At 63.5% G+C, this 26,654-nt stretch carries 24 protein-coding genes and 3 pseudogenes; 19 read left to right on the top strand and 8 right to left on the bottom strand.

Annotated features, from left to right (window positions below):
* Positions 1 to 5: 5 nt before the first annotated feature.
* Positions 6 to 428 (bottom strand): VOC family protein, encoded by a 423-nt coding sequence (locus tag NKJ58_RS04320; RefSeq protein WP_023689472.1) that lies wholly within the window; start codon positions 426 to 428, stop codon positions 6 to 8.
* Positions 429 to 439: 11 nt separating this feature from the next.
* Entirely contained in the window at positions 440 to 1,261 is an 822-nt protein-coding gene (locus NKJ58_RS04325) for an enoyl-CoA hydratase (RefSeq protein WP_023689473.1), read from the bottom strand.
* A 145-nt stretch (positions 1,262 to 1,406) separates the two neighbouring features.
* On the opposite strand from NKJ58_RS04325, the gene NKJ58_RS04330 reads away from it, so the two are divergent.
* From NKJ58_RS04330 to rpsI, 3 genes are all read left to right on the top strand, one after another.
* A complete protein-coding gene (locus tag NKJ58_RS04330) occupies positions 1,407 to 1,871 on the top strand; it encodes a PaaI family thioesterase (protein ID WP_023689474.1) in 465 nt (154 codons plus the stop codon).
* A 215-nt stretch (positions 1,872 to 2,086) separates the two neighbouring features.
* On the top strand, positions 2,087 to 2,551 hold the full coding sequence (rplM, locus tag NKJ58_RS04335) for a 50S ribosomal protein L13 (RefSeq protein WP_023669409.1): 465 nt from the start codon (positions 2,087 to 2,089) through the stop codon (positions 2,549 to 2,551).
* 1 nt (position 2,552) lies between these two features.
* Positions 2,553 to 3,035, top strand: a complete 483-nt coding sequence (gene rpsI / locus NKJ58_RS04340; protein WP_023669408.1) for a 30S ribosomal protein S9 — start codon at positions 2,553 to 2,555, stop codon at positions 3,033 to 3,035.
* A 265-nt stretch (positions 3,036 to 3,300) separates the two neighbouring features.
* Here rpsI and NKJ58_RS04345 read toward each other — a convergent pair whose 3' ends face one another.
* Entirely contained in the window at positions 3,301 to 4,200 is a 900-nt protein-coding gene (locus NKJ58_RS04345; RefSeq protein ID WP_023682316.1) for a LysR family transcriptional regulator, read from the bottom strand.
* A 91-nt stretch (positions 4,201 to 4,291) separates the two neighbouring features.
* Between NKJ58_RS04345 and NKJ58_RS04350 the strand changes: the two are divergent.
* Positions 4,292 to 5,163, top strand: a pseudogene (locus NKJ58_RS04350) (aldo/keto reductase family oxidoreductase).
* A gap of 199 nt (positions 5,164 to 5,362) precedes the next feature.
* Here the strand turns inward: NKJ58_RS04350 and NKJ58_RS04355 are convergent.
* Positions 5,363 to 5,565: pseudogene (locus NKJ58_RS04355) on the bottom strand (glycerophosphodiester phosphodiesterase family protein); the annotation flags it as partial.
* A gap of 141 nt (positions 5,566 to 5,706) precedes the next feature.
* Between NKJ58_RS04355 and speB the strand changes: the two are divergent.
* The 3 genes and pseudogenes from speB to NKJ58_RS04370 form a co-directional block, all read left to right on the top strand.
* A complete protein-coding gene (speB, locus tag NKJ58_RS04360; protein WP_023669405.1) occupies positions 5,707 to 6,708 on the top strand; it encodes an agmatinase in 1,002 nt (333 codons plus the stop codon).
* 29 nt (positions 6,709 to 6,737) lie between these two features.
* Entirely contained in the window at positions 6,738 to 7,664 is a 927-nt protein-coding gene (gene argC, locus NKJ58_RS04365; RefSeq protein WP_023682318.1) for an N-acetyl-gamma-glutamyl-phosphate reductase, read from the top strand.
* A gap of 64 nt (positions 7,665 to 7,728) precedes the next feature.
* Positions 7,729 to 8,556: pseudogene (locus tag NKJ58_RS04370) on the top strand (aminoglycoside phosphotransferase family protein); the annotation flags it as partial.
* 72 nt (positions 8,557 to 8,628) lie between these two features.
* On the opposite strand, the gene NKJ58_RS04375 reads toward NKJ58_RS04370, so the two are convergent.
* The gene (locus NKJ58_RS04375; RefSeq protein WP_023715415.1) at positions 8,629 to 9,753 is read right to left on the bottom strand and encodes a COX15/CtaA family protein; all 1,125 of its coding nucleotides are present in this window, start codon (positions 9,751 to 9,753) and stop codon (positions 8,629 to 8,631) included.
* 152 nt (positions 9,754 to 9,905) lie between these two features.
* Between NKJ58_RS04375 and NKJ58_RS04380 the strand changes: the two genes are divergently transcribed.
* A complete protein-coding gene (locus NKJ58_RS04380; protein WP_023669401.1) occupies positions 9,906 to 10,121 on the top strand; it encodes a DUF2842 domain-containing protein in 216 nt (71 codons plus the stop codon).
* A 15-nt stretch (positions 10,122 to 10,136) separates the two neighbouring features.
* Here the strand turns inward: NKJ58_RS04380 and NKJ58_RS04385 are convergent, their stop codons facing one another.
* Positions 10,137 to 11,195 (bottom strand): polysaccharide deacetylase family protein, encoded by a 1,059-nt coding sequence (locus NKJ58_RS04385; RefSeq protein ID WP_352852796.1) that lies wholly within the window; start codon positions 11,193 to 11,195, stop codon positions 10,137 to 10,139.
* A 91-nt stretch (positions 11,196 to 11,286) separates the two neighbouring features.
* Between NKJ58_RS04385 and NKJ58_RS04390 the strand changes: the two genes are divergently transcribed.
* Entirely contained in the window at positions 11,287 to 12,516 is a 1,230-nt protein-coding gene (locus NKJ58_RS04390) for a GNAT family N-acetyltransferase (RefSeq protein ID WP_023682322.1), read from the top strand.
* A 3-nt stretch (positions 12,517 to 12,519) separates the two neighbouring features.
* Here NKJ58_RS04390 and NKJ58_RS04395 read toward each other — a convergent pair whose 3' ends face one another.
* Entirely contained in the window at positions 12,520 to 13,230 is a 711-nt protein-coding gene (locus NKJ58_RS04395; RefSeq protein ID WP_023669398.1) for a GntR family transcriptional regulator, read from the bottom strand.
* Between the two features lie 263 nt (positions 13,231 to 13,493).
* On the opposite strand from NKJ58_RS04395, the gene NKJ58_RS04400 reads away from it, so the two are divergent.
* The 6 genes from NKJ58_RS04400 to NKJ58_RS04425 all read left to right on the top strand — a co-directional run bounded on the left by NKJ58_RS04400 (position 13,494) and on the right by NKJ58_RS04425 (position 19,472).
* On the top strand, positions 13,494 to 14,594 hold the full coding sequence (locus NKJ58_RS04400; protein WP_352852797.1) for an ABC transporter ATP-binding protein: 1,101 nt from the start codon (positions 13,494 to 13,496) through the stop codon (positions 14,592 to 14,594).
* Positions 14,595 to 14,622: 28 nt separating this feature from the next.
* Positions 14,623 to 15,912: an ABC transporter substrate-binding protein gene (locus NKJ58_RS04405; RefSeq protein WP_023682324.1), complete on the top strand. Its 1,290-nt coding sequence runs from the start codon at positions 14,623 to 14,625 to the stop codon at positions 15,910 to 15,912.
* A 237-nt stretch (positions 15,913 to 16,149) separates the two neighbouring features.
* On the top strand, positions 16,150 to 17,061 hold the full coding sequence (locus tag NKJ58_RS04410; RefSeq protein WP_352852798.1) for an ABC transporter permease: 912 nt from the start codon (positions 16,150 to 16,152) through the stop codon (positions 17,059 to 17,061).
* A 1-nt stretch (position 17,062) separates the two neighbouring features.
* Positions 17,063 to 17,881, top strand: coding sequence for an ABC transporter permease (locus NKJ58_RS04415; protein ID WP_352462912.1), 819 nt, complete (start codon positions 17,063 to 17,065; stop codon positions 17,879 to 17,881).
* Between the two features lie 2 nt (positions 17,882 to 17,883).
* Positions 17,884 to 18,630: an aspartate/glutamate racemase family protein gene (locus tag NKJ58_RS04420; RefSeq protein WP_352852799.1), complete on the top strand. Its 747-nt coding sequence runs from the start codon at positions 17,884 to 17,886 to the stop codon at positions 18,628 to 18,630.
* A gap of 5 nt (positions 18,631 to 18,635) precedes the next feature.
* Positions 18,636 to 19,472, top strand: a complete 837-nt coding sequence (locus tag NKJ58_RS04425; protein WP_023689483.1) for a GNAT family N-acetyltransferase — start codon at positions 18,636 to 18,638, stop codon at positions 19,470 to 19,472.
* 98 nt (positions 19,473 to 19,570) lie between these two features.
* Here the strand turns inward: NKJ58_RS04425 and NKJ58_RS04430 are convergent, their stop codons facing one another.
* A complete protein-coding gene (locus NKJ58_RS04430; protein WP_023821110.1) occupies positions 19,571 to 21,781 on the bottom strand; it encodes a GumC family protein in 2,211 nt (736 codons plus the stop codon).
* 264 nt (positions 21,782 to 22,045) lie between these two features.
* Between NKJ58_RS04430 and NKJ58_RS04435 the strand changes: the two genes are divergently transcribed.
* The 4 genes from NKJ58_RS04435 to NKJ58_RS04450 all read left to right on the top strand — a co-directional run bounded on the left by NKJ58_RS04435 (position 22,046) and on the right by NKJ58_RS04450 (position 26,605).
* The gene (locus NKJ58_RS04435) at positions 22,046 to 22,609 is read left to right on the top strand and encodes a polysaccharide biosynthesis/export family protein (RefSeq protein ID WP_352852800.1); all 564 of its coding nucleotides are present in this window, start codon (positions 22,046 to 22,048) and stop codon (positions 22,607 to 22,609) included.
* Between the two features lie 7 nt (positions 22,610 to 22,616).
* Positions 22,617 to 23,747 (top strand): glycosyltransferase, encoded by a 1,131-nt coding sequence (locus NKJ58_RS04440; protein WP_352852801.1) that lies wholly within the window; start codon positions 22,617 to 22,619, stop codon positions 23,745 to 23,747.
* 84 nt (positions 23,748 to 23,831) lie between these two features.
* Positions 23,832 to 25,367: an undecaprenyl-phosphate glucose phosphotransferase gene (locus tag NKJ58_RS04445; protein WP_023689486.1), complete on the top strand. Its 1,536-nt coding sequence runs from the start codon at positions 23,832 to 23,834 to the stop codon at positions 25,365 to 25,367.
* Positions 25,364 to 26,605, top strand: coding sequence for an O-antigen ligase family protein (locus NKJ58_RS04450; RefSeq protein ID WP_352852802.1), 1,242 nt, complete (start codon positions 25,364 to 25,366; stop codon positions 26,603 to 26,605). The genes NKJ58_RS04445 and NKJ58_RS04450 overlap by 4 nt, the downstream gene beginning before the upstream one ends.
* Positions 26,606 to 26,654: the final 49 nt, after the last annotated feature.

The following is a 26,654-nucleotide window of genomic DNA, read 5'->3' on the forward strand; positions in this document are numbered from 1 at the left end:
GACGCTCAGTCCGGCAGCGAGATGGTGCCGTCATCCGCGATCGGGAAGGCCGGATTGTGTGCGACTTCCCAGACATGGCCGTCGGCATCGGCGAAATATCCATACCAGCCGCCCCAGAAGGCGCGGCCTGCCGGCTTGACGATCCTGCCGCCGGCCTTCTCGGCGGCCGCCAGCACGTCGTCGACTTCGGCATCGGAGCGGGTGTTGTAGGCGAGGTAGACCGCCGACGGTGCTGCGGCGAAGGCAATGCCTGAATCCTCCTCGGCGCTTGGCCTCGGGAACAGGCCGAGAATGGCGCCGCCCATCTGGAAGAAGGCGACGCCATCGGTGATGCCGGCGTGGCGCTTCAAGCCCATGCCTTCGTAAAAGCGCACGGCGCGCTCGAGATCGTCGGTGGCGATGGTGATGATGGAGATGCGCGGTTCCATGGATCGAAAACCTATTCGTCCGTCCATTCCGGTTTGCGCTTGCCGATGAAGGCGCCGATGCCTTCCTCGGCGTCGCGGGCCAGCATGTTCTCGACCATGACGCGGCCGGTATAGGCATACGCGTCCGCCAACCCCATCTCGGCCTGCGCGTAAAAGGCTTCCTTGCCGGTCTTGACCACCAGAGATGATTTGGAGGCAATGGTTTGCGCGTATTTGGTGACGATCTGATTCAGGTATTCGCGCGGCACGACGCGGTTGACCAGGCCGAATTCCTTGGCGGTTGCGGCATCGATGGTCTCGCCGGTGAGCAGCATTTCCATGGCGTGCTTGTGAGACACGTTGCGTGACAGCGCCACCATCGGCGTCGAACAAAACAGGCCGATATTGACGCCCGGCGTGCAGAAGGTCGCTTCATGCGAGGCAATGGCGAGGTCGCAACTGCAAACCAGTTGCAGCCCCGCAGCGGTGGCTAGGCCATCGACTTCGGCGATGATCGGGAGCGGATGGCGCACGATCTGCTGCATCAACGCCGCGCAAGCCGAAAATGTCTGCTCGAAAAACCCCTTGCCCTTGTCGGCGTCGGCGCGGCGCGCGGTCATTTCCTTGAGATCGTGACCGGCGCAGAAGACTTTCCCGGCGGCCGCCAAGACGATGACGCGGACCGATTTGTTGGCCTTGGCACGGTCGAGCTCGGCGCTCAATGCCGCCATGACGGAAAGCGACAAGGCATTGGCGGGCGGATTGGCGAGCGTCAGGCGCAGCACGCCCTTGTCCAGCCCGGCGATGACCGGCCCGTCAATGGCAACAGGTTTGATCGAAAGGATTTCGGCCATGACAAGGGTCTCCGCGATTCCGCCGGGCGCCGCCAGACTATCTAATATCGGATCGAGTTTCATCAACACCCATCGCTTGCGCCAAGGTGTTGCCAGAAGCGCATCATTGCGTTCATACAGGCCCGGCATAGAACGAGAGACCGACATGCCCGCCCAGGATAATCTCAAGCCGGTGCTGACGGCGGCTGAAGTCAATGCGCTGATGGCCAGCGTCTACCCGCAGCTCAACGACGAGTTCACGTCGTATGAGGCGCTCGACGTTTTCCCTGGCGGCTGCACTGTGCGGCTCAACGCCAACGAACGGCATTTGCGTCCCGGCGGCACGGTATCGGGTCCGTCGCTGTTCACGCTGGCCGACATTGGCGGCTATGTCTGCGTGCTCAGCCATGCCGGGCCGGATGCGCTTTCGGTTACCGTCAACCTCAACATCAATTTCGTCCGCAAGGCCGAGGCCGGCCCGATCGACGGCCATTGCCGCATCCTAAAGCTGGGCAAGAGCCTGATGGTGTTCGATATCGACATCGTCGGCGGACCGAGGGAACACACAGTAGCGCATGCGACCGGCACCTATTCGATCCCGCCGAAGCGCGCCGCCGATGTGGTAAAATAATACCTTTTGGTCAAACCTTTGTTTTTATTACACTTTGCGAGCAGACGTGCGTTTCCTGCGCCTTGACGTGCCCACTCCCCTCGCCTATAAGCCGTCACGAAGCAGCGGCCCGCAAAGGCCGCCGTTTTGTTATTGGCGGAGGGCAAGTGCCTTGTCGCCAATCCAAGCAACAAGAAACGCCTTCTTCGGAAGGTCAAAATCGAAAGCAGAAATCCATGGCAACCTTTTCGCAGAAGCCTGCGGATGTGGTGAAGAAGTGGGTGCTGATCGACGCCGAGGGTCTCGTCGTCGGCCGTCTCGCCACTGTCATCGCCAATCATCTTCGCGGCAAGCACAAGCCCACCTTCACCCCGCATGTCGACGACGGCGATAACGTCATCGTCATCAATGCCGACAAGGTGGTGTTCACGGGCAAGAAGTTCACCGACAAGGTCTATTACTGGCACACCGGTCACCCCGGCGGCATCAAGGAGCGCACCGCGCGCCAGCTGCTCGAGGGCCGTTTCCCCGAGCGTGTCGTCGAGAAGGCCGTCGAACGCATGATCCCGCGCGGGCCGCTCGGCCGTCGCCAGATGAAGAACCTCCGCGTCTATGCAGGCACGGAACATCCGCATGTCGCCCAGCAGCCCGTCACCCTCGACGTCGGCGCGCTGAACGCCAAGAACAAGAAGGTTGCATAAGATGGCTGAGCTTTCCTCGCTCGCAGAATTGGGCGCCGCCACCGGCAACACCAACACCCAGCCGGCAGCACCCGTGCATGTCCAGAAGCTCGACAAGTCGGGCCGCGCCTATGCCACCGGCAAGCGCAAGAACGCCATCGCGCGCGTCTGGGTGAAGCCGGGTTCGGGCAAGATCGTCGTCAACGACAAGGAATTCGCGACCTATTTCGCGCGTCCGGTCCTGCAGATGATCCTCAACCAGCCGATCATCGCTTCCAACCGCGCCGGCCAGTACGACATCGTCGCCACCGTCATCGGCGGCGGCCTCTCCGGCCAAGCCGGTGCCGTTCGTCACGGCATTTCCAAGGCGCTGACCTACTACGAGCCAGCACTGCGCGCCGTGCTCAAGAAGGGCGGCTTCCTGACCCGCGACAGCCGCGTCGTCGAGCGCAAGAAGTACGGCAAGGCGAAGGCCCGCCGCAGCTTCCAGTTCTCGAAGCGCTAAGCGTATCGGGCTTCAAGCAATCGAAAGGCCACTTCCGGGCGGCCTTTTTGTTTTGCGGTCCCGGCAGTTACCCCGCCCGCGCCTTCGGCGCGACCTCCCCATCGAGGGGAGGTAGGGGTCACGGCAGTTTTGCCGCCCTGAACAATCACGAGGGTTCGGCTGACACCAAAACCCGAGCATAAGAGCGCAACGCCCTACCTCCCCTCGATGGGGAGGTCGGCGCGAAGCGCCGGGTGGGGTGATGGCGCCCGCCTCGGTTCAAGTCTCAGAACTTGCCGGCCTTGATGTAATCGATAAACGCCCGTAGCGGCGCTGGAACCAGACGCCGGCCGGGATAGTACAGAAATGGCCCGGAAAACCTCTGCCACCACGGTTCGAGCACGGGCTCCAGGTCACCGCTTTCGAAGTGAGGGCGAAGCCAGCCCTCGAAGAGAGCGACGATGCCGCTGCCGGCAATTGCCGCATGGACGGCAAGATCGCTCGCCCCGCCGATGCGCACGATCAACGGCCCCGTCGTGTCGACCCGCACCACCTCGCCGTCGCGCTCGAATTCCCACGGCAGCATCGAACCACTGGCAAAACGGCCGCGCAGACAAGCATGGCCAAGCAGATCGCTCGGGTGCTGCGGCCGCCCATGGCGATCGAGATAGGCAGGGCTGGCGCCAGTGGCGAAGCGCTGGACGCGCGGTCCGATCGGCACCGCGATCATGTCCTGCTCCAGCCGCTCGTCATAGCGGATGCCGGCGTCGCAGCCGGCCGCCAGCACGTCGACGAAGTTCTCATCGGCGATGACCTCCAGCCGAATGCCGGGATAGGCGGCGAGGAAGCCCGGAACGATGTCGGGCAATATCAGCCGCGCGGCGCTGACCGGGACGTTGAGGCGCAGCGAACCGGCCGGCCTGTCCCGAAAGCCATTAACCACGTCGAGGGCCGCCTCCACCTCCGACAGCGCCGGGCCAAGCCTTCCCAAGAGGCTGAGGCCTGCGTCGGTTGGAACAACGCTGCGTGTCGTGCGGTTGAACAGCCTGACGCCGAGCTGCGTCTCCAGGCGGCGCACCGCTTCGCTCAGGCCCGACGCGCTGCCGCCGCCGGCGCGAGCCCCTTCGCGAAAACCGCCGGCACGCGCCACCGTCACGAAAGCGTTCAGATCGCCAAGGTCCATCATTGTTCGCCATTCCGCACAAGCTGTACGGATTGTACCTTATTATCCCGAGGTTGAGCAGCGTCTATCTTCGCCTCCTCAAAGGAGACCGACCATGTCCACCATCCAAAAATCCGGCACATTCACCCTCGGCAGCCACACCGTGGAACGGCTCGGCTACGGCGCCATGCAACTTGCCGGCCCGCACGTTTTCGGTCCGCCGAAAGATCGGGACGCGGCCATTGCTGTGCTGCGCGAAGCAGTGGCGTCCGGGGTCAACCACATCGACACCAGCGACTATTATGGCCCGCATGTCACCAACCAGCTGATCCGCGAAGCGCTGGCGCCCTATCAGCAAGACCTCGTCATCGTCACCAAGATCGGGGCGCGGCGCGGCAGCGACGGCTCCTGGCTGCCTGCCTATTCCGCCAAGGAACTAGAGCAGGCCGTGCACGACAATCTCAGGAATCTCGGCCTTGAGGTGCTGGATGTCGTCAATCTGCGCATCATGTTCGGGGTGATGGGTCCCGCCGAGGGCTCGATCGAGACGCAGTTGACGGCGCTTGCCGAACTGCAGCGGAAGGGCCTGGTGCGCATATCGGCCTGAGCAACGTCACCCCTGCGCAGGTCGAGGAAGGCCGTGGGATCGCCGAGATCGTCTGCGTGCAGAACCAGTACAATCTGGCGCATCGCGACGACGACGCGTTGATCGATGAACTGGCGCGCGCCGGCATCGCCTACACGCCGTTCTTCCCGCTCGGCGGCTTCAGCCCGCTGCAGTCGTCGACCTTGTCGGATGTGGCCACGCGGCTCGGCGCCACACCCTTGCAGGTTGCGCTCGCCTGGCTGCTGCGCCGCTCGCCGAACATCCTGCTGATCCCGGGGACGTCGTCGGTCGGGCATTTGAGAGAGAACCTGGCGGCGGCGGAACTGGAGCTGTCGGCTGATGTGCTGAGGGAATTGAATGGGGTGGCGAAAGCGGCGTGAAGATTTTGCGGGCGGCGCTGTCACCCCACCCGCGCCTTCGGCGCGACCTCCCCATCGAGGGGAGGTAGGAGGTCGCGGCAGCCTTGCATGCCTCGCAATCGCTACGACTGTCGGATCTAAAGCGCCAACGCCCTACCTCCCCTCGATGGGGAGGTCGGCGCGCAGCGCCGGGTGGGGTGATGGCGCCGACGTACGATTTCTAATTGATACTCGCCGTATTCGCGGCTCGGCCGGCTTCCCTCATCCACATAAGGCGCCCGAAACCCATCGGCCCCCAGCCAGCCAATCGCAGCCTTCGGTTCTTCGGTCTGGATGATGGTGGCGCCGCGTTCGGCCCAGAAACCGTGTCTCGGCCGGCATGCCGGCCCGCACCGCCAGTTCATCGCCGCGGCCGCCGGAGAGGAGTCGCCGGGCCTTGCGCCTTGGCGATACAAATCCTGTGTCGCCCCTCTAGAACGCTATGGCGTTTCGCCAAGCTGTGACTGGCATCTTGCGTGCCGGTTCTGTAGTTGTGGCAGCCCGATGAACAAAGAAGGACCCGTAATGGCGAACCAGACCATCGACAACGCCTTCACCGCCCGCTCCAAGACGGGGCCTTCCTTCGAGCCGACCTATGCCGGCGCGCTGTCGTTCATGCGGCGCAAATACACCAAGGATGCAAAGGGCGCGGACGCCGTCGTGTGGGGCATTCCGTTCGATGCCGCCGTCACCAACCGGCCGGGCGCGCGCTTCGGGCCGCAGGCGATCCGCCGCGCCTCGGCGATCCTCGACAACGACCCGCAATATCCGTTCTCGCGCGACCTGTTCGAGCATCTCGCCGTCATCGACTATGGCGATTGCCTGCTCGATTCGGGCAATCACCAGAAGACACCAGGCACGATCGAGCGCGAGGCGGCGAAGATCCTGAAATCGGGTGCCTTCCTGTTGTCGCTCGGCGGGGATCATTTCGTCACCTGGCCGCTGCTCAAGGCACATGCCGCCATCCACGGGCCGCTGGCGCTGGTGCAGTTCGATGCGCACCAGGACACCTGGCCCGACGATGGCAAGCGCATCGACCATGGTTCGTTCGTCGGCCGCGCCGTCAATGAAGGCATCATCGACCCCGACCGCTCGATCCAGATCGGCATCCGCACGCATGCCCCCGATACGTTCGGCATCAAAATCCTTTACGGTCACGAGATCGAGGAGATGCGGGCTTCCGACATCGCCTATGCGATCGTCGACCGCACCGGCGGCAGGAAGACCTATCTCACCTTCGACATCGACTGCCTCGACCCGGCCTTTGCGCCCGGCACCGGCACGCCGGTTGCCGGCGGACCGTCCTCGGCGAAAATCCTGTCGACGCTGCGCCAGCTCGGCCAGGTCGATATTGTCGGCGCCGACGTCGTCGAGGTTGCGCCGGCCTATGATCACGCCGATATAACGGCGATCGCCGGCTCGATGGTGGCCATGCACTATCTCGGCCTGGTGGCCGAGCGAAAAGCGCGGGCGGAAGAGCTGAACAGCGGCAACCATGGCGCGGCAAACCATGGCCAGGGCATATAGGCCTGAATTAGCAGGGAATTGACGGGCACATGAAACCGAAAATCTTCATCGATGGCGAACACGGCACCACCGGCCTGCAGATCCGGGCGCTGCTGGCCGAGCGCGGCGACCTCGAGATCATCTCGATCCCGGCCGAGCGCCGCAAGGAAACGGCGGCGCGCGCCGAGTTCCTCAATGCCGCCGATGTCGCCATCCTGTGCCTGCCGGATGCGGCTGCCAAGGAAAGCGTGTCGCTGATTGCCAACGACACCACCAAGGTGATCGACGCCTCCACGGCGCATCGCGTCGCCGAGGGCTGGGAATACGGTTTTGCCGAGCTGGACAAGGATCAGGCCAGGATCATCGCCAATGCGAAACGCGTCGCCAATCCCGGCTGCTGGCCGCAAGGGCCGATCGCGACGCTGCGGCCGCTGGTCGCTGCCGGTCTGCTGCCGGCGGATTTCCCGATCACGGTCAATGGCATTTCGGGCTATTCGGGCGGCGGCCGGCCGATGATCGAGGACTATGTCGCCAAGGGCGAGGATGCCTCTGAATTCCAGGTCTATGGGCTGACCCTGCAGCACAAGCATGTGCCGGAGCTGCGCACCTATGCGAAGCTGTCGCACGATCCGATCATGCAGCCGGCGGTCGGCAATTTCGCCCAAGGCATGATCACAGTGGTGCCGCTGCAGCTCGGCGGGCTCGACCATGTGCCGGCCGGCGCCGAACTGCACGCGGCAATCGCCGACCATTTTGCCGCCATCAAGGGCGGCGTGGTCGAGGTAGCTCCTTACGAGCACGTGGAGCGCCTGCCCGAGATCAATCCCGAGGTCTATAACGGCACCAACCGCATGAAGGTCTATGTCTTTGCCAATGACGACCGGGCGCAGGCGCTGCTGATTGCGGTCTATGACAATCTCGGAAAGGGCGCCTCGGGTGCTGCCGTTCAGAACATGGATCTGATGCTCGGCCTTTAATTCAGTTGGAGAGAGCATTCTGTCGCCCGAAAACCGCTTAACACTTTTCGGCATCACGCTCTGAATGGACGCGCCTGCATTTCCAAAGCGCTGGAAGATCAGCGCGCCCGAGCTCATTGCCGAGACGTTTTCGAGCCGCATCTGGAAGGTGCGGCGTGAGGACGGCTCGCCGGCCATCGTCAAGGCGCTCAAACCATTCGACGATGTCGAGGACGAGTTGCGCGGCGAGCACTATCTCGCATGGCGGCGCGGCGAAGGCGCGGTGCGGCTGCTTGGCCGGGACGGCCACCGCATGCTGCTCGAATATGCCGGCGACACCCTGCTTTCCGACGTTCTGGCCAAAGAAGGCGACAACGCCGCGACCGCAATCGCGGCCGAGTTGATGGGGAGACTGTTCTCGCCCACAAGACACCCTGCCCCGCCGGACCTGCAGCCGCTGCGGACACGGTTTGCCAGCCTGTTCAAAAAGGCCGGAGCCGATCGCGACGCCGGAGAGCACAGCCTCTATATCGAGACCGCCGAAATCGCGGACCGGCTGCTCGATGCCCCGCATGCGGTCAAGCCGCTGCATGGCGACCTGCATCACGACAACATTTTGCACGGTGCGCGCGGCTGGCTGGCGATCGACCCGAAGGGCGTGCTCGGCGATCCCGGCTTCGACGCCGCCAATCTGTTCTACAACCCACTGGGGCGCGACGACCTCTGCCTCGATCCCGAGCGCATCGCGCATATGGCCGAGATCTTCGCCAGGACACTCGGCCAGACGCCGGCTGCCATTCTCGACCATGCCATCGCCTATGGCTGCCTGTCGGCCGCATGGCATCATGAGGACGAGAATGCGGTCGACGAGAACCGCGAGCTGTCGGTTGCGGGAGTGATCCGAAAGGTGCGGCTCGTTCTGCAGCTTCTGACCGGCGCAGCCTCGCGCGTTAGACGTAGCGAGGCAGTTCGTTCGCGAAATAGATTATTGCGACGGCCAAGACACCGTAGACGATGTACCTGCGTTCATGGGCGGCCGCGTTGGCAGTGGATAGGCGCCCTTGTTGCCGCGCCAGTGGGCGGCGGCAAATCCCAGCAGGACAAGCGCGAAGGCCTGATGGGTCAGCGCCATGTGCAGCGGCACCTGCATCAGCAGCGTGCCGATGCCGATCGAGGCCTGGACCAGCACCAGCAGAAACAGCAGCGTCGCGCGGCGTGCGTGTGTCGTGCCTGGTAAACGCCGGCGTGTCGCGATCATGTGCCAGAGCCCGACGGCAAAGACCGTGTAGGCGCCCAGTCGGTGGACGAACTGCACCGTCTTCGGGTTCTCGAACAAGTTGCGCCAGGCCGGCTCGAGCAGAAGCAAATCTGACGGGATCACCTTGCCGTCCATCAGCGGCCAGGTGTTGTAGCTCAGGCCGGCGTCGAGCCCTGCGACCAGGCCGCCGAGATAGATCTGGACCAGCACCAGCAGCACGATGAAGCCGGCCAGCCTTTGTGTCGGCCGGTCGGCGGCAGGCTCCGAATGCGGCGCCAGCCCGCGCGCGACCACCATGGTGGCAGTGAAGATCAGGGCGGCAAGCGTCAAATGCGTCGCCAGCCGGTACTGGCTGACGGAGACGCGGTCGACCAGGCCGGAGGCCACCATCCACCAGCCGATGGCGCCTTGCAGGCCACCAAGCAGCAGAATACCGACCAGCTTTGGCCCAAGGCCGCGCTCGATGCGGCGCGTCGCCCACAAGACCAGCAACGGCAGGCCGAAGACCAGGCCGACACTGCGCGCCAGGATGCGGTGCGCCCATTCCCACCAGAAGATCGATTTGAAGGCGTCCAGGCTCATGCCCTTGTTGAGCTCGGCATATTGCGGAATCTTTTGATAAAGCTGGAATTCCTCCTGCCACTCCGCGGCATTGAGCGGCGGTATCACACCGTGGATCGGCTTCCACTGCGTGATCGACAGGCCGGAATTGGTGAGCCTGGTGGCGCCGCCGACCAGCACCAGCGCAAACAGCACCAGAAGCACGACATAGAGCCAGCCGCGCACCAGCGCCCGATTCTTCAAGTCGCGATCGCGGTCAATGTAAGGCGCGGCGGCTGATATTGCGGCCATGGGTTGGTCCCGGCAGGTTGACGTGGCGGATTGGTGAACCATCGCAACCCGGCTGACAAGACCGGACGGCGCGGCACGCCGTCGCGCCGCATCTCCCGGGTTGCACAGGCGCGTGGTTGGGCCTAAGCGAAGGCGATCAACGAGAACGCCTCATGCCCATCCGCCTGAAAAAGCTGATCGGAACCTTCCTGCTGGTGGCGCTGGTCATCATCTATGCGCTGGTCGCGTCGATCATAGCGGTCGCGCAGCTGTCGCAATCCAGCCCGCTGGTGCACTTCCTGTTCTTCCTGTTCAGCGGCCTGTTCTGGGTGCTGCCGGCGATGGGCATCATCAAATGGCTGATCCTGGAGCCGCCGCCGAAAGGCTGAAGCGCCCGACCCAGGTCAGATGGTGACGACCATTTTGCCGGCATTGGCCAGCGGCGTCGTCACGCCCGACAACATGGTGCGGATATGGGCGACACTCTGGTAGCGGCCGTTGATCGAAATGCGCGGCAGCGCGTGCAGGAAGCCGGCATGTTCGGCGTGCAGCACGCCGTGGCGAGTGGTCACCGCCGAGGCGTAGCCGGCGTCGCGGGCAAAGCCCACTTCGCGGCAGCCGACAGCGCTGGCGTAACCATAGGGGTAAGCGAGATGACGGGAGTCTTCGCCGAGCTGCGCCTGCAGCTGGCGCCTGACGTCGACGATTTCATGGCGCGCATCGGCTTCGTCGAGCCGCTTCAGATTGCGGTGGTTGACCGTATGCGCGCCGATCGTCACCAGCCTGTGCCCGGCCACGGCGCGGATATCGTCCCAAGTCATTAGCGTGCTTGGGCGCAAGCCATCGAGGTCGATGCCGTTCGAGCGCGCCAGATCGCGCAGCACAGCGCGCTGATCCTCCTCGCGCACCTCGAGCGTCAGATAGGCATGCAGACGCGCATTGGCGTGGAGTTTCTTGCCGTGGGTCGAGCAGTCGATGGTCACCGGCCCCTTCGGCGTCGCCAGCGTCAAACGCTCCCGCGCGTTGACGATATCCTCGACCACGTCCCACCATAAATCGGCGCTGCCGTCGATCAGACCCGGCGCGACATAGATGGTGATCGGCGCGTCGTGCTTTTCCAGCACTGGCAGCGCTTCGGTCATGTTGTCGCGATAGGCGTCGTCGGCGGTGATGGTGGCGAACTGGCCGTCCTTGCCGCCGGCCTTGATGCGCTCGATCGCCTCGTCGAGGGTGACGAAGGCATAGCCCCTCGCCTTCATGTCGGCGACGAGAGCGTCGAGGAATCGCGGGGCGATGTTGAGGTGGCGGTTGACGCCGTCCGGCTTCTCCGGCGTGGCGGTGACCCGATGCAACATGAGGATTGCGCCAATGCCGCCGACGAACGGCTTGGCCAGCGGTGCAAGGCCGGTAAAGCGGGCGATATTAAGCGCCAGTTTCCGAACTGCCTCACCACCGTCGATCATTCATTCACCTTTTGCGCCTAGGCTCGATCCAAGCACGGAACGCGCCGACGCGAACTCCTGATCGCGACGAATACGCCTTAAGGATTGAGGTATGGTTGACGCCACCGCGTCATTTGACGGCAATCGGCTCGCCGCAAGCAAGGCGTCTGCGCGTGCGCCGGCTGCCGACCAGACCAGTCTGTCGGTGTCGATCGCAGATGCTGCCGCGCTCGCCTCTTACGGCGAATTCTGCCGTTCGGCGCTGTTTGCGCCGGCGCAAAGCGCGGCCTGGGTTCATGCCTGGACGGCGCAGGCCAATCCCGATGCGGTCGTCGCCACGCTGACAATCGAGGACAGGCCGGTCTTTGCACTGGCACTGGAAATCACGCGAACTGGTCCATTCCGCGTCGCCCGCTTCATGGGCGGGCGCCATGCCAACGGCAATTTCGCCGCCGCCGATCCGGCATGGCTGGCAAAGGCCGATGCCGGGGGGATCCGCAGGCTGGTGACGGCGATCGGCAAGGCGCGCCCCGACATCGATCTCGTTGCCTTGGAAAGGCTGCTCCCCGACCTCGATGGCGTTGCCAATCCGCTGGCGGCGTTCTCCAACTTTCCGAGCCCAAACCTGTCGCTCGCCGTCAATCTCGACGGTGGTTTCGATGTGCTGCTGTCGCGTGTGGGCGGCAAGCGCAAGCGCAAGAAGCACCGTTCGCAGACACGCAAGTTCGAGGCGGTCGGCGTTCATCGCCGCATCGAGGCGCAGACACCGGAAGACGTGAACCGGCTGCTCGACGCTTTCTTCGAGATGAAGGAGTTCCGCTTCGCCAAGATGGGCATCGCCAATGTCTTCGGCGAGCCGGAGGTGCGGGCTTTCTTCCGTGCCCTCTTCGCCGGCGCGCTGGCCGAGGAGAAACCGGCCTTTGTGCTGCATGGGCTCGAAGTGGCCGGCAAGCTGCGCGCAATCACCGGCTCGAGCCGCTCGGGCAAACGCCTGATCTGCGAATTCGGCGCCATCGCCGAGGACGATCTCGGCCACACCAGCCCCGGCGATTTCCTTTTCTTCGACATCATCGAGGAAGCCTGCCAAACAGGCTTCGATGTCTATGATTTCTCGGTCGGCGACGAGCCCTACAAGCGGCTCTGGTGCGATATCGAGACCCAGCATTTCGAGGTGCTGGCGCCCCTGACGCTGAAGGGACGCGCCCTGGCGTCGGCGCTGCGGCAGGGCGCACGGGCGAAAGCCTTCATCAAGAACAACCCGACGGTCTGGAAACTGACCAAGATGCTGCGCCGCAAGGCCGCCGGACAGGCAGCGCCCGCTCCCACGGACGACGAAAACTAGCGTTCAGAAATTCAGCGCTTCGCGGAGCGCCGGGCCGGCCCTGACCCGCAGGTCGAGATCCGCCTCGATGTGGTCGATATGGTGCAGCATCAGCCGGCTCACCAACCCGCAATCGCCGCTCTCCAGCGCGCCGACCATTTCCGTGTGCTCACTGTGCCCGCAGGCCGACACGCCGGATCGTCCGTAAAGGGCGATCACCAGCGACGAACGCGCCACCAGCTCCTCCATGAAGCGCTGCAGGATGGCATTGCCGGCGACGGAGGCGAGCAGCAGATGGAAATCGCCCGACGCCTTGATTTCGGAGCGCCGCGCGGTTGGGCCGCGCTCGGCGATGAAGCGGCCTTCCTCGTCGAGCTGCGCGCGGAACGCAGCGATATCGGTGGCTGTGACCCGCCCACAGGCGGCAATGGCTATGCCCGGCTCGATCAGCCGGCGCGATGCGAACACCTGGCGCGCTTCCTCGGGCGAAGGGTTGGCGACGAAGGCGCCACGGTTGCGCTCGGTACGCACCAGCCCCTCGAAGGACAGCATCTGCAGCGCCGCGCGCGCGACCGTACGCGAGACGTCGAACAGCGTGCCGACCTCGCCTTCCGACAGCTTGGTGCCGGGCGTCAGCCGACGGTCAACGATGGCGTCCCGCAGATTGTCGCGAATCGCCTGGGCGCGATCCTGGTTGGCGCTGTCGGCGGAATGGATCTGATCGGCAATGTTCATGGCGATGATGGTTCCCAGCCTCTTCTAGCGCAACTCGTCGCCTGCGCACGAGAGGCAAAGTGGACACGAAGCCAAAAAAGATTGCATACGATTCTTGCGCAGATCGCGCACAATCGCCCATAATTTGTGCAATGCACAAGATAGCCCACCGGCTAGGCAGTGGGCACGAATTCCGATTTTGCTGATGATTCAAACGCTTGGCCGAATCTCGCCGATTGGCACGCATAATGCATTGGTTGACGCGACCAAACGGGGAAGCCTGAATGTCCAAAGCCGCCGAGATCGACATCGTCTCCGTTTCGAAAGTGTACGGAACGACGACTGCTGTCGAGGCCATCAGCCTGAAGATACCGGCAGGCACCTATTGCTGCCTGCTTGGCCCCTCCGGCTGCGGCAAGACCTCGACGCTGCGCATGATCGCCGGCCACGAAAGCATTTCGTCGGGCGATGTCCGCCTCGGCAACATTGTCGTCACCGACCTGCCGCCGGCAAAGCGTGGCACGGCGATGATGTTCCAGTCCTATGCGCTGTTTCCGCATCTCGACCTTGTCGACAATGTCGCCTTCAGCCTGAAGATGAAGGGCGTCGACAAGGAGCAGCGCCGTGCCAAGGCGCTCGACATGCTCAAGCTGATGCAGATGGAGGCCTATGCGACGCGCCGGCCGGCGCAGCTTTCCGGCGGCCAGCAGCAGCGTGTTGCACTCGCCCGCGCTCTGATCACCGATCCCGAGGCGCTGCTGCTCGACGAGCCGCTGTCGGCACTCGACCCGTTCCTGAAGATACGCATGCGCGCCGAGCTGAAGAAATTGCAGACCTCGCTTGGCATCACTTTCGTCCACGTCACCCACAGCCAGGAAGAAGCCATGGCCTTGGCGGACCTGATCGTGGTGATGAATGACGGCCGCATCGAACAGGCGGCGCCGCCGCGAGATGTGTTCGAAAGGCCGGCCACCGCCTTCGTCGCGCGCTTCATGGGCGACCACAATGTGATCTCCGGCCGGGTCACCGGCGAGCGCGACGGCATGGTCGTCTTCGACGTCAATGGTGGCGCCTCGCTCGCCGCCCGCGGGCAAGGCCGGGAGGCGGGCCAGGAGGTTGGCACGCCGATCGACATCGCCATCCGCACCGACCATGTGCGCATCGGCGAAGCGCCCTCGCCCGGCCTCGGCTTCACCGGCATCGTCTCCAACATCGAGTATCGCGGCGCCACGGTGAAGCTGTCGGTCACCGGTGCCGGCATCGACGATTTCACGGTCATCATCGACGATTCCGACTTCTTCGCCAAACCCGTCGCCCTCGGCGGCGCCGTACCGCTCGCCTGGGATTCCGAGGACGCCATCGTCCTCGGGCGCCTTCATTCATGAGTTCGCAAAACAAAACAGGGGAATAGGAATGACAAAAACAGTAGAAACAAAGACCGGAATTTCGCGCCGTTCGTTGCTCAAGACAGGTGCGGCCGCCGTCGGCCTCGCCGCAGGCTCGGGCGCCATTACAGGCTTCCCGACCATCTGGGCGCAGTCCAACATCACGCTGCGCCAGTTCGGCACCGGCGTGTCGAACCTGAACGCGATCGCCGACAAGTGCAAGGCCGACCTCGGCATCACGCTGGAAATGACGGCGACCGATTCGGACGCGGCCGCCCAGCGCGCCGTGACCCAGCCCGACAGCTATGACATCGCCGACATCGAATACTGGATCTGCAAGAAGGTGTTCCCGAGCGGCGTGCTGCAGCCGATGGATGTCAGCAAGCTGAAATACTACGACGAACTGGTGCCGTTGTTCAAAACCGGCAAGCTGACGCCCGACAGCATCATTGCCCAGGGCACCGCGCCGCACACGGTCGGCTATGTCGAAGCGCAGGACTCAAAGACCTTCGCCAAGGCGCCGACCAAGTGGTTCACCATGGTACCGACGATCTACAACGCCGATACGCTAGGCATCCGGCCCGACCTCGTCGGCCGCGACATCACCACCTGGGCCGACATCATGGATCCGGCCTTCAAGGGCAAGACCGCGATCCTTAACATCCCGTCCATCGGTATCATGGATGCGGCCATGATCATGGAGGCCACAGGCAGCATCAAATATGCCGACAAGGGCAACATGACCAAGGAAGAGATCGACAAGACGATCGACTTCCTCATCAAGGCCAAGCAGGCCGGCCAGTTCCGCGCCTTCTGGAAGTCGTTTGACGAGAGCGTCAACCTGATGGCATCGGGCGAAGTGGTCATCCAGTCTATGTGGTCGCCGGCCGTCGCTGCCGTGCGCTCCAAAGGCATCGCATGCCGCTTCCAGCCGCTCAAGGAGGGCTATCGCTCATGGGGCGGCGGCCTTGGCCTTGCCGCCCATCTCAAGGGCGCCGAGCTCGACGCGGCCTACGAATACATCAACTGGTATACGTCGGGCTGGGTCGGCGGCTATCTCAACCGCCAGGGCTACTATTCCGCCAATATGGTCTCGGCCAAGAAGTTCATGTCCGAGGACGAATGGGGCTACTGGATCGAAGGCAAGCCGGCCAAGGGCGAGATCAAGGCGCCGGACGGCACCGTCATGGAAAAGGCCGGCGCTGTGCGCGACGGCGGCTCGTTCGAAGAGCGCATGGGCAAGGTCGCCTGCTGGAACTCGGTCATGGACGAGGACCGCTACATGGTGAAGCGCTGGAACGAGTTCATCGCGGCGTAGAGCGGACGCGTTCACTGTGATGTTGCGATCCTTCGCGCCCCCCTCTGTCCTGCCGGACATCTCCCCCACTTGGGGGGAGATTGGCAGCGTCATGGCCGGCTCTTCGTTAGCAACGTTGGAGTTTGGCGAAGGCCGTTATGAGAGTTCGATCTCCCCCCTCGTGGGGGAGATGTCCGGCAGGACAGAGGGGGGCGCGAAGGATCGCAAGTCATCGCGATCACGCGGAGGATTTTCCCAATGACAGTCGCGCTCGAACGCCCCGCCATCGCAGCAGCCAAGCCCGCCAGACGCTGGCGCTTCTCCATCAGTGCCATCACGCCTTACCTCCAATCGGCGCCGCTGGCGCTCATCCTCGGTGCGTTCCTGCTCTTGCCAATCATCATGATCGTCGTCGTCTCCTTCTGGGATTATGACTTCGCCGCCATGTATCCGGATTTCCTGACGACGAACTATTCCGACGTGCTGGGATCATGGGTCACCTGGAAGACCTATCTCAACACCATCAAATTCGCTGCCATCGTCTGGGCTCTGACCTTGTTCATCGGCTTCTGGGTCGCCTATTTCCTCGCCTTCCATATCCGCACCACCGCCATGCAGATGGTGCTGTTCCTTGTCTGCACGGTGCCGTTCCTGACCTCCAACATCATCCGCATGATCTCGTGGATCCCGGTGCTTGGCCGCAACGGGTTGATCAACTCGACGCTGGTGCAATTGGGGCTGGTGCCAAAACCCATCGAATGGCTGCTCTATTCGGAATTCGCCGTGGTGCTGGCCATGGTGCATCTCTACACGCTGTTCATGGTAACGCCGATCTTCAACACGTTGATGCGCATCGACCGCTCGCTGGTCGAGGCCGCGCGCGATGCCGGCGCGTCCGGCTGGCAGGTCTTGTGGAACGTCGTCATCCCGCTGGCCAAGCCCGGCATGGCGATCGGCACCATCTTCGTCGTCACGCTGGTGATGGCCGATTTCTCCACTGTGCAGGTGATGTCGGGCGGCCAGAGCGCGTCGGTCGCACTGATGATGAAGAACCAGATGTCGCTGCTGCAGTATCCCGCAGCCGCCGCCAATGCCGTAGTGTTGCTGGTGTTGGTACTGTTGATGGTCGCGGGCATCCTGCGCATCGTCGACATCCGCAAGGAGCTTTGAGGTGAGCCACGAAAAACGCACCCTCGAATTCTATGTGCTTGCGGTCTTCTTCACTCTGTTCGTGCTGTTCCTCTACGGCCCGCTGTCGGCGATCCTGATCCTTTCTTTCCAAGGCGAGACCGGCGGCCTCACCTTCCCGCTCAATGGCGTGTCGCTGCACTGGTTCGCCAATCTGTTCGAGCGCCAGGCGGTCGGCGATTTCGGCGGCAGCTTCAAGCGCTCGCTCGTGCTCGGCCTTATGGTGATGATCGTCACCGTCGTCGTGTCGCTGCTGGCAGGGCTCGCTTTCCGGCAAAAATTTCGTGGCGCCACCGCTTTGTTCTACCTGGCGGTCGCCAGCCTCGTAGTACCCTCGATCATCATTTCGCTCGGCATCGGCGTCGTCTTCCAGCAGGTCGGCTTCCGCCCAGCCTGGTACACATCGGCCTTCGGCGCGCACCTGACCTGGACCTTGCCCTTCGGCGTGCTCATCATGTTCGCCGTCTTCAACCGCTTCTCGCCCGCCTATGAGGAAGCCGCGCGTGACCTGGGCGCCAACTCCTGGCAGACCTTCGCCCATGTCGTGCTGCCGATGATCGCGCCGAGCCTGATCGGCGTCGGCCTGTTCGGCTTCACGCTGTCCTATGACGAGTTCGCCCGCACGCTGATGACGTCGGGCACCTTCAACACGCTGCCGCTCGAGATCTACGGCATGACCACCAATGTCACGACGCCGGTGCTCTATGCGCTGGGCACGGTGACCACCGTGTTCTCCTTCCTGGTGATCCTGGCCACACTGGGCGCCATCCTCTATGTCGGCCGCAAGCGGGCCAGGGTTTGATCGTGCAGATACTGGTGGTGAACCCCAACACGACGGCGAGCATGACCGAGACGATCGCGGCGGCGGCGCGCGCCGTTGCCGGCGCCGGGACCGAGGTGATCGCGGTCACCTCCTCGATGGGTCCTGCCTCGATCGAGGGCTATTATGACGAGGCATTGGCCGTGCCCGGCCTTTTGATGGAGATCGCCGCCGGCGAACGTGCCGGGGCTCAGGCCGCCATCATCGCCTGCTTCGACGATACCGGCCTGGATGCGGCACGCGCCATGGCCTCCATTCCGGTCATCGGCATCTGCGAGGCCGCACTCAGTGTCGCCTCCTACATTGCCCAGCGCTTCACAGTGGTGACGACCACCGAACGCTCGCGTGTCCCTGTCGAGGGGCTGGTGCACCGCTACGGCATGGCCGGGCGCGCGCGCGTGCGCGCCGCCGACATTCCCGTACTCTCGCTCGAAGACGCTGCTTCCGGCGCTGTCGAGAAACTGCGCGCCGAGATCGCCCGCGCCATAGCGGAAGACCGCGCCGAGGCCATCGTGCTCGGCTGCGCCGGCATGGCCGACCTGGCACACCGGTTGCAGCAAGAATTCGACCTGCCCGTCATCGACGGCGTCGGCGCCGCCCTCAAACAGGCCGAGGCGCTGATCGCATTGGGCCTGTCGACCTCGAAGCGCGGCGCCTATGCCAGTCCGCTGGCCAAGCCCTATCGCGGCGTGCTGAAATCCTTCTCGCCGGGGGTGGTCGCCGCGGAGTGAACGCTATGAAGCCTACCGTCCGCGCATTGTCTCCGCCGGAACTGACCGTTCTCATCGACTGGGCGGCGGCTGAAGGCTGGAACCCTGGCCTTGATGATGCCGCCGCGTTCCGGCCAACCGATCCTGAAGGGTTCATCGGCGCTTTTGTCGACAACGAGATGACCGCCGCCATCTCGGCTGTCGCCTATGGCAGCAACTTCGGTTTCATCGGTCTCTACATCTGCCGACCAGACATGCGCGGCAAAGGCCATGGCAAAGCAGTCTGGAATGCGGGCATGGCCAGGCTGGCCGGCCGAACGGTCGGCCTCGACGGGGTCGCCGCGCAGCTGGCGAATTATCGCCGCACGGGATTCAGCTCGGCGTACGAAACCATCCGCTTCAGCGGCCGTATCGCGACCCCGCCCGTCCGAAGCGAAGGGGTGCGCATGATAACCACGCAACTCGTGCCCGACATCATCGCCTATGACGCCCGCTGTTTCCCCGCGCCTCGACGAGCCTTCCTGCACCGCTGGGCGCAGCCGCCGCATTGCGGGTTCGCCGCGATCAGTTCACTCGGCACCATAGGCTACGCCGTGGCTCGTCCCTGCCGTTCGGGTTACAAGATCGGCCCGCTGTTTGCCGACGACACCGAGACGGCGATGCAGCTCATGGGCAGTCTGGCTGCCGCATGCGAAGGTGGCGACCTGCATATCGACGTTCCTGCCGAAAATTTCGATTTCACCACGGCGCTTTCAGCAACTGGTTTCAGGCCGACCTTCACCACCACGCGCATGTACAAGGGCCCGCCTCCGAAGGTCGACTCGCGCCGAATATTTGGCGTGACGACCCTGGAGTTGGGGTAGATCCCGGCGCCGACTGACAGGCTTGGTTTTTCGGGAGCCGGCGGGCGATGGACGAGCCGATCCGTAGTAGCGCCGCCTAAGTCGAATTGTCTGATGTCTCAGGCGGCGCTACGTCGTCCCGGCACGGGGTTACCCGGCGTCTCGTGGCCGATCGGCGTCACCAGAGTGAGGTCGGGATAGCCGCTTTCGATCAGCTCGACGGCGGCCTGCGCCACCTCATCGTCCGCCTGCAGCATGGACATGAAGACCTCGGTGCTGTCGCCGACCAGTCGGCTGATGCCTTGCGCATCGGCCGGTCCGCATTCGACGATGACCAGATCATAGGCGGTGGTCAGCGACTGCATGATGATCGGCAGCCGGTCGGCGGCGCGCATGGCGCGAACCGGATCGGCGGTGCCGACGGGAACGACATGGCAGTCGGAATAGAGGTCAGCGTGAATGACGTCGCTGAACTGCGCTTCCGAAGCCAGCAGATTGGTGATGCCGGGGAAAAGTCCGCTGTCCAGCATCGGCCGCGAGGCGGCACCTGACGCCGTGAGATCGAGCAGCAGCACGCGCAGGCCAGCGTCGGAGACTTCGCGCGCTACCAGCACTGCCGATGCAGCCGCCTCATCGCCTTCGGGCGACACGAAGATGGCGCGCGCAGCACCGCTGGCGATCAGCTTTTCCGCCGCCTTCTCGACATCGATCTCGCCAAGGCTGGAGCGGACAGGTTCGGCTTGCGGTTCGGAACCGGCAGCCGCTGCTCCTTCCAGCACTGAAGGAGCCGGCTCGGGCTCTGGCACCAGTTCAGACTCCACGGTCGTCGGCTGATCGTCCACTTCCACGACCTCAGGAGCCGGTTCCGGGTGGACGACCGGCGCCGACATTGCCGACATCGCAACCTGCTCGATACGCTCGAAGCGCGCCCCTGGGGCCGGACGCATGGCGCGGCCGGAAAACAGCTCCTGCAGCAGCGTGATGACCGACATCAGCAGCAGCGAGCCGACTAAGGCGGCGCCGACGATCGGCACGAGCTTGGGGAAATAGGGTTCCGACGGCACGCGCGCCTCGGAAAACACGCTGGCATCGACCGGCAGATAGTTTTTGCGCGAGGACACTTCGCGGAAGCTCGCCATATAGGATTCAAGCTGCTGGCGCCGGACGTTCGCCTCACGCTGCAGCGCATCCAGCTGGACTTGCTCCTCGCCGGCCCGCGACGACGCCGCTTTCAGCTTGTTGACGTCCGATATCAGCTGGTTTTCGCGCGCCTGGGCGGTCTGCGCCTGCGTCAGCAACCCGCGCATGATTTTTTGCGCTTCGTTGCGGATCTGGCCGTCGAGATCGGCAAGCTGCGACCTCATCGCCCGCAGGCGGGGATGGTTGTCGAGCAAGGTGGTGGAAAGATCGGCGATGTTGGTTCTGAGCTCGATCTGACGCTCACGCAGCCGCTGGATCAGATCGGAAGACAGCACTTCGGGTACAGCGTCCAGCGAACCGCCATTCTGCAAAGCCTGGCGCACCCTTTCGGCCGTCGCCTCGGCCGAAGCGCGGCTGGCGCGCACACGCGACAGTTCGGTCGATAGCTCGGACAATTGCTGTGTCGCCAGCACCGAATTGTTGCCGCCCATCAACAGGTCCGACTGGGCGGAACGGAAGGCCGCGACCTTGGCCTCTGCATCCCTGACCTGCTTCTGCAGATCGTCGATTTCCGGCCCGAGGAAGGCGGTCGCGGCGGCGTTCGACTTGGTCTTGGCGTCCGCCTGATAGGCCAGGTAGGCCTTGGCGATGGCGTTCGGAATGTCAGCGGCAAGCTGGGGATCTTCAGAGGAAAATTCGACGGCGATGACGCGGGTCTTTTCCACGCCATAAACATTGAGCTTGTCGCGCATCTTCGTCAGCACGCGCTCTTCGAGCGGAATTTCTTCCGGATCGCTCTTCAGCCCGGCAATGACCAGGAGCCGGGTGACCGGCGACATGCCGAGCGCATAGTTGAACTCGGGCTTGTCGCCCAGCTTAAGGTCGGCAGCCACCTGCTTGAGAATGTCGGACGAGGAAATGACCTGAACCTCGGTTGCTACACCTTCCGCATCGAGCACAGGTTTGTCGTCTTCATTGGTGCCGGCAGGCCGCGTATAGGCCGATTCGCTCAACTGGATTTTCAGCTGCGTCGTGGCCTTATAATGCGGCGTGGCAAGCCACGCGAACGCGAAGGCGAGACCAGTGACGAGAAGCGTGATCACAAGAATGCGCAGCCAGTTCCGCGCCAGGCTGGCGAAGAGCTGTCTCAGGTCGACATCGACATCTGCGGCCGCGGACTGGTCGGACATGCATTCCTGCTCCGGACATGAGGCTAGATGGTAGCGTAAACAACTATGGTAACTCAGCCGTTAAGATCGCGGTAAGCAGCTGTTAGGGTTTGCTGACATCCGGTAAACAAAGCCAGCAAAACTATACGGCTTTTTGTCGATTGCCGCCAAATCGGCCGCGTCCCTTTACCGGCCATTAACCCTAACAGGATGATAACGAACCCAGATCCTTAAGGTTTGCCGCCGTGTCCTGGCGGCCATAGCGACGAAGGTGTGTGTCCGATCATGAAAAGCGCTGCTGGTCTGTTTCGCGCTCTGCTGGCCGTGTCGATGCTCGCCGGCTGCTCCAGCTACCGGCCGACGCCGGCGGCCTTCCACGAGGTACTCGACCAGCCCTATCGGCTCGGCGCCGGCGACCGTGTCCGCGTCACCGTGTTCGAACAGGACGGTCTGACCAACACCTACGGTGTCGATCAGTCCGGCTACATGTCCTTCCCGCTGGTCGGCGCGGTGCCGGCGCGCGGCCACACGGCCCAGCAGCTGGAAAAAGCGCTCGCCGACAAACTGCGCCAAGGCTATCTGCGCGACCCCGACGTGTCGGTCGAGATCGATCGCTACCGGCCGATCTTCGTCATGGGCGAAGTGGGCGCCGCCGGCCAGTATTCCTACGTGCCGGGCCTCACCGTGCAGAAGGCCATCGCGATTGCCGGCGGTTTCTCGCCGCGCGCCAACCAGGAAAGCGTCGACATCACCCGCGACATCAACGGCAAGGTGATGACAGGCCGGGTGGTTACCTCCGATCCGCTGCTGCCGGGCGACACGGTCTACGTTCGCGAACGCCTGTTCTGACATCAACGTGGCGGACCAGCTCAGGATCGTCCACTGCTTTCGCTCACCCGTCGGCGGGATCTTCCGGCATGTGCGCGACCTGACGGAGGCCCAGCTCGCCGCCGGACATGTTGTCGGCATCGTCTGCGATTCGACCACCGGCGGCGAATACGAGGAACGCCTGTTCGACCAGATGAAGGACAGCCTGGCGCTCGGCATCCATCGCACGCCGATGCAGCGCCATGTCGGGCCGGGCGACTTCGCCTCGGCCTGGCGTACCTATCGAATCATCAAGGAATTGCGGCCGGACGTGTTGCACGGGCACGGCGCCAAAGGTGGCGCCTATGCCCGTCTGTTCGGCTCATTGTTGCGGGTATCTAGGTCTCGCGTAGCCCGCCTCTATTCGCCGCATGGCGGCTCCCTCCACTATGACGAAACGACGACGACCGGGAAGCTGTTCTTCGCGCTTGAGCGCTTCATGGCGCGCTTCACCGACTGCCTGCTGTTCGTCTCCGACTATGAGCGGCGCACCTATCGCAAGAAGGTCGGCGAACCGCCTATCCCGAACACGCTGGTCTATAACGGCCTGCGCGCCGCCGAGTTCGAACCGGTGGTCGCACAGCCCGACGCAGCCGACCTGCTCTACATCGGCATGATGCGCGACCTCAAAGGGCCTGACATTTTCATCGAGGCGCTGGTGCTGGCCGGGTCCCAGCTTGAGCGCCGCTTGACCGCGGTCATGGTCGGCGATGGCGACGACCTGCCGCGCTACCATGCGCAGGTGAAACGGCTGGGCCTCGGAAAACAGGTCCGCTTCTTGCCGCCGATGCCGGCCAGGGAGGCATTTTCGCTGGCCGATCTGGTCGTCGTCCCCTCCCGCGCGGAAGCCATGCCCTATATCGTGCTGGAGACGCTGGCGGCCGGCCGGCCGATGATCGCCACGGCCGTCGGCGGCATTCCCGAAATCTTCGGGGAGGGATCCCCTGCCCTGATCCGTCCCGATCCGCGCCAACTCGGCGACAAGATGGGTGAAGCGCTGCGCGATCTCGACGCATACCGGCGCGCCATGCCCGATACGGCCAGCCTCAGGGCGCGATTCGGCGCCGATGTGATGGCCGCCGAAATCGAAAAGGCCTATTTCGCCGCGCTCAACAGATAGACGACCCTCCAAACCACAAGTTGTCTCAAGGTTTTTTTAGCTCTCTTTCTGCTATCGTCATCGCGGAAGCTTGTGGGAAACCCGATGAACGAGACCGACCCCACGCGCCGCTTTTCGGCCGATGCGGTGCGCAAATTCGACAGTCCTGCCGAGAGCCCCACGCCCGGCGGCATGAACAGTGTTGCCCGCCAGGTCGCCTCGCAATACCGGCGCGATACGATGTCGCCGGTCATGGTCAGCGGCGTATTGCGCATCGTCGAATTCGGCTTGCTGTTCCTGTCGGGGCTCGCGCTCTACTTCCACTTTGTCGGCTTCTTCAACTATCTCGCCTGGCAATATCCGCTGACCATTGCCGCGGCGTCATTCGTGGCCGTGGTGCTGCTCGACGTCAGCGATTGCTACCAGATCTCCGCCTTGATGCGACCGATCTCCAATCTCGGCCGCGTGCTGATGGTCTGGGCCGGCACCTTCGCGCTGATGGCGCTGACGGCTTTCATCATGAAAATGTCGGAGGATTATTCGCGTCTGCTGTTCGGCACCTGGTTTGTCGTCGGCCTGCTTCTGCTGTTCGGCCTCAGGCTGGTGATGTCGAAGCTGATCCGGCGCTGGGCGCGCAACGGCCGCATGGAACGCCGCGCCGTCATCGTCGGCGGCGGCAAGGCGGCCGAGATGCTGATCCGCTCGGTCGAGAAGCAGCCAGACAACGACATCCGCATCTGCGGCATCTTCGATGACCGCGGCGACAAGCGCTCGCCGCCGATCGTGGCCGGCTATCCCAAGCTCGGCACCATTTCGGAGCTGATGGAATTCGCTCGCATCGCGCGCATCGACATGCTGATCGTGTCGCTGCCGCTGACTGCCGAAACGCGCGTGCTGCAGCTGCTGAAGAAGCTCTGGGTGCTGCCGGTCGACATCCGGCTCTCGGCGCATTCGAACGCTTTGCAGTTTCGCCCGCGCGCCTATTCCTACATCGGCTCGGTGCCGATGCTCGATATCTTCGACAGGCCGATCAACGACTGGGATTCGGTCGCCAAGCGCGCCTTCGACATCGTCTTCTCGCTGATCGGCATCATCCTGTTCTCACCGGTGATGCTGGCGACTGCCATCGCCATCAAGCTCGACAGCAAGGGGCCGGTGCTGTTCAAGCAGAAGCGGCACGGCTTCAACAACGAGATCGTCGAAGTCTACAAATTCCGCTCCATGTATACCGACCGCTCCGACCCGACCGCCAAGCAGACGGTGACCAAGAACGATCCGCGCGTCACCCGCGTCGGCCGCTTCATCCGCAAGAGCTCGATCGACGAGCTGCCGCAGTTCTTCAACTCGCTGTTCGGCACGCTGTCACTGGTTGGCCCGCGCCCGCATGCGATTGCCGCGCAGTCGCACAACCTTCTCTACAATGAGGTGGTCGACGGCTATTTCGCCCGCCACAAGGTCAAGCCCGGCGTTACCGGCTGGGCGCAGATCAATGGCTGGCGCGGCGAGATGGACACCAATGAGAAGATCCGCATGCGCACGGAATATGACCTCTATTACATCGAGAACTGGTCGATGCTGTTCGATCTGCGCATCCTGCTCATGACGCCGCTGCGGCTGCTCAACACGGAAAACGCCTATTGAGCGCGATTTCCCATGATTTGTCGCAGGCTGCGGTCAATGCCAAGCTGATCGCGCTGATATCGTCGGGCGCGGTGTTTTTCGGCGTCTTCCTGTCAGGCTTCGTCATCGACGAGCCGGCGCCTTACGATCTTTTCATGGTCGGGCTGATCGGGGTGTGGGGGCTGTTTGGCCTGCGCATATCTCGCGCGGCCGTGCCGCTGCTGGTGCTGCTGATCACGATGAACATCGGCGGCATGATTGCAATGACTCAGATGGCCGATCTCGCCAACACACCGCTCTATCTCGCGGTCTCGCTGTTTCTCGCGTTCACCGCGGTGTTCTTCTCGTCGGTGACGGCGGTGCAGCCCGGCCTCTACCGGCTGATCTTCATCGCCTATGTTGTCTCCGCGGTGGTGACCTCGCTGCTCGGCATTGCCGGCTATTTCCACGCTTTCCCGGGCGCTGAAATCTTCACCAGATACGACCGCGCCCAGGGCGCCTTCCAGGATCCGAACGTGTTCGGGCCGTTCCTGGTGCTGCCCGGCATCTATCTGCTCTATCTGCTGTTGACCGGCTCAATCGCGCGCATGCCGCTTCTGGCGGTGCCGCTGCTGATCATCACCGCGGGCATCTTCTTTTCGTTCTCGCGCGGCGCCTGGGGCATGTTCGCCGTCTCGGCCATCCTGCTCACCGGCGCCCTGTTCCTGCAAAGCAACAGCGGCAAGTTCCGGCTGCGCGTCATCATCATGAGCATTGCCGCCGTCACCCTGCTGGTGGTCGCCATGATCGTCATCCTGCAGCTGCCCGGCGTCGGCGAGATGTTTTCCAGCCGCGCCCAGCTCGAACAGAGCTACGACACGGCGCGCCTTGGCCGCTTTGCCCGCTACACGATCGGCTTCGAGATGGCGCTCGAACATCCGCTCGGCATCGGCCCGCTGGTGTTCGGCACCATTTTCGGCGAAGACACGCACGACATCTGGCTGAAGACGCTGATGGATTATGGCTGGCTCGGCTTCGTCTCGTTCCTGTCGCTGACGCTGTGGACGATCGCGGCCGGCTTCCGCATCCTTTTGCGCGACCGGCCGTGGCAGCCCTATCTGCTCTGCGCCTACGTCGCTTTCATCGGCAATATCGGGCTCGGCACCTTCATCGACATCGACCACTGGCGCCATGTCTACCTGCTGCTCGGCCTAATCTGGGGCGCGATCGCGCTGGAATACAGGCATCAGCGCGGGTTGCGGGCGGTGGCGGCAAGCTAAACCGATGGGAAAGCCGCCGAGTTCGGATGACTTCGCCTTCAGAACGAAT

This window comes from Mesorhizobium sp. M0139 (assembly GCF_040322455.1).
GTDB lineage: Bacteria > Pseudomonadota > Alphaproteobacteria > Rhizobiales > Rhizobiaceae > Mesorhizobium.

Bases quoted from the DNA above. Each gene is read 5' to 3' on its own strand.
- NKJ58_RS04320 (WP_023689472.1), bottom strand. From the start codon at position 428: ATGGAACCGCGCATCTCCATCATCACCATCGCCACCGACGATCTCGAG.
- NKJ58_RS04325 (WP_023689473.1), bottom strand. From the start codon at position 1,261: ATGGCCGAAATCCTTTCGATCAAACCTGTTGCCATTGACGGGCCGGTC.
- NKJ58_RS04330 (WP_023689474.1), top strand. From the start codon at position 1,407: ATGCCCGCCCAGGATAATCTCAAGCCGGTGCTGACGGCGGCTGAAGTC.
- rplM (WP_023669409.1), top strand. From the start codon at position 2,087: ATGGCAACCTTTTCGCAGAAGCCTGCGGATGTGGTGAAGAAGTGGGTG.
- rpsI (WP_023669408.1), top strand. From the start codon at position 2,553: ATGGCTGAGCTTTCCTCGCTCGCAGAATTGGGCGCCGCCACCGGCAAC.
- NKJ58_RS04345 (WP_023682316.1), bottom strand. From the start codon at position 4,200: ATGATGGACCTTGGCGATCTGAACGCTTTCGTGACGGTGGCGCGTGCC.
- speB (WP_023669405.1), top strand. From the start codon at position 5,707: ATGGCGAACCAGACCATCGACAACGCCTTCACCGCCCGCTCCAAGACG.
- argC (WP_023682318.1), top strand. From the start codon at position 6,738: ATGAAACCGAAAATCTTCATCGATGGCGAACACGGCACCACCGGCCTG.
- NKJ58_RS04375 (WP_023715415.1), bottom strand. From the start codon at position 9,753: ATGGCCGCAATATCAGCCGCCGCGCCTTACATTGACCGCGATCGCGAC.
- NKJ58_RS04380 (WP_023669401.1), top strand. From the start codon at position 9,906: ATGCCCATCCGCCTGAAAAAGCTGATCGGAACCTTCCTGCTGGTGGCG.
- NKJ58_RS04385 (WP_352852796.1), bottom strand. From the start codon at position 11,195: ATGATCGACGGTGGTGAGGCAGTTCGGAAACTGGCGCTTAATATCGCC.
- NKJ58_RS04390 (WP_023682322.1), top strand. From the start codon at position 11,287: ATGGTTGACGCCACCGCGTCATTTGACGGCAATCGGCTCGCCGCAAGC.
- NKJ58_RS04395 (WP_023669398.1), bottom strand. From the start codon at position 13,230: ATGAACATTGCCGATCAGATCCATTCCGCCGACAGCGCCAACCAGGAT.
- NKJ58_RS04400 (WP_352852797.1), top strand. From the start codon at position 13,494: ATGTCCAAAGCCGCCGAGATCGACATCGTCTCCGTTTCGAAAGTGTAC.
- NKJ58_RS04405 (WP_023682324.1), top strand. From the start codon at position 14,623: ATGACAAAAACAGTAGAAACAAAGACCGGAATTTCGCGCCGTTCGTTG.
- NKJ58_RS04410 (WP_352852798.1), top strand. From the start codon at position 16,150: ATGACAGTCGCGCTCGAACGCCCCGCCATCGCAGCAGCCAAGCCCGCC.
- NKJ58_RS04425 (WP_023689483.1), top strand. From the start codon at position 18,636: ATGAAGCCTACCGTCCGCGCATTGTCTCCGCCGGAACTGACCGTTCTC.
- NKJ58_RS04430 (WP_023821110.1), bottom strand. From the start codon at position 21,781: ATGTCCGACCAGTCCGCGGCCGCAGATGTCGATGTCGACCTGAGACAG.
- NKJ58_RS04435 (WP_352852800.1), top strand. From the start codon at position 22,046: ATGAAAAGCGCTGCTGGTCTGTTTCGCGCTCTGCTGGCCGTGTCGATG.
- NKJ58_RS04445 (WP_023689486.1), top strand. From the start codon at position 23,832: ATGAACGAGACCGACCCCACGCGCCGCTTTTCGGCCGATGCGGTGCGC.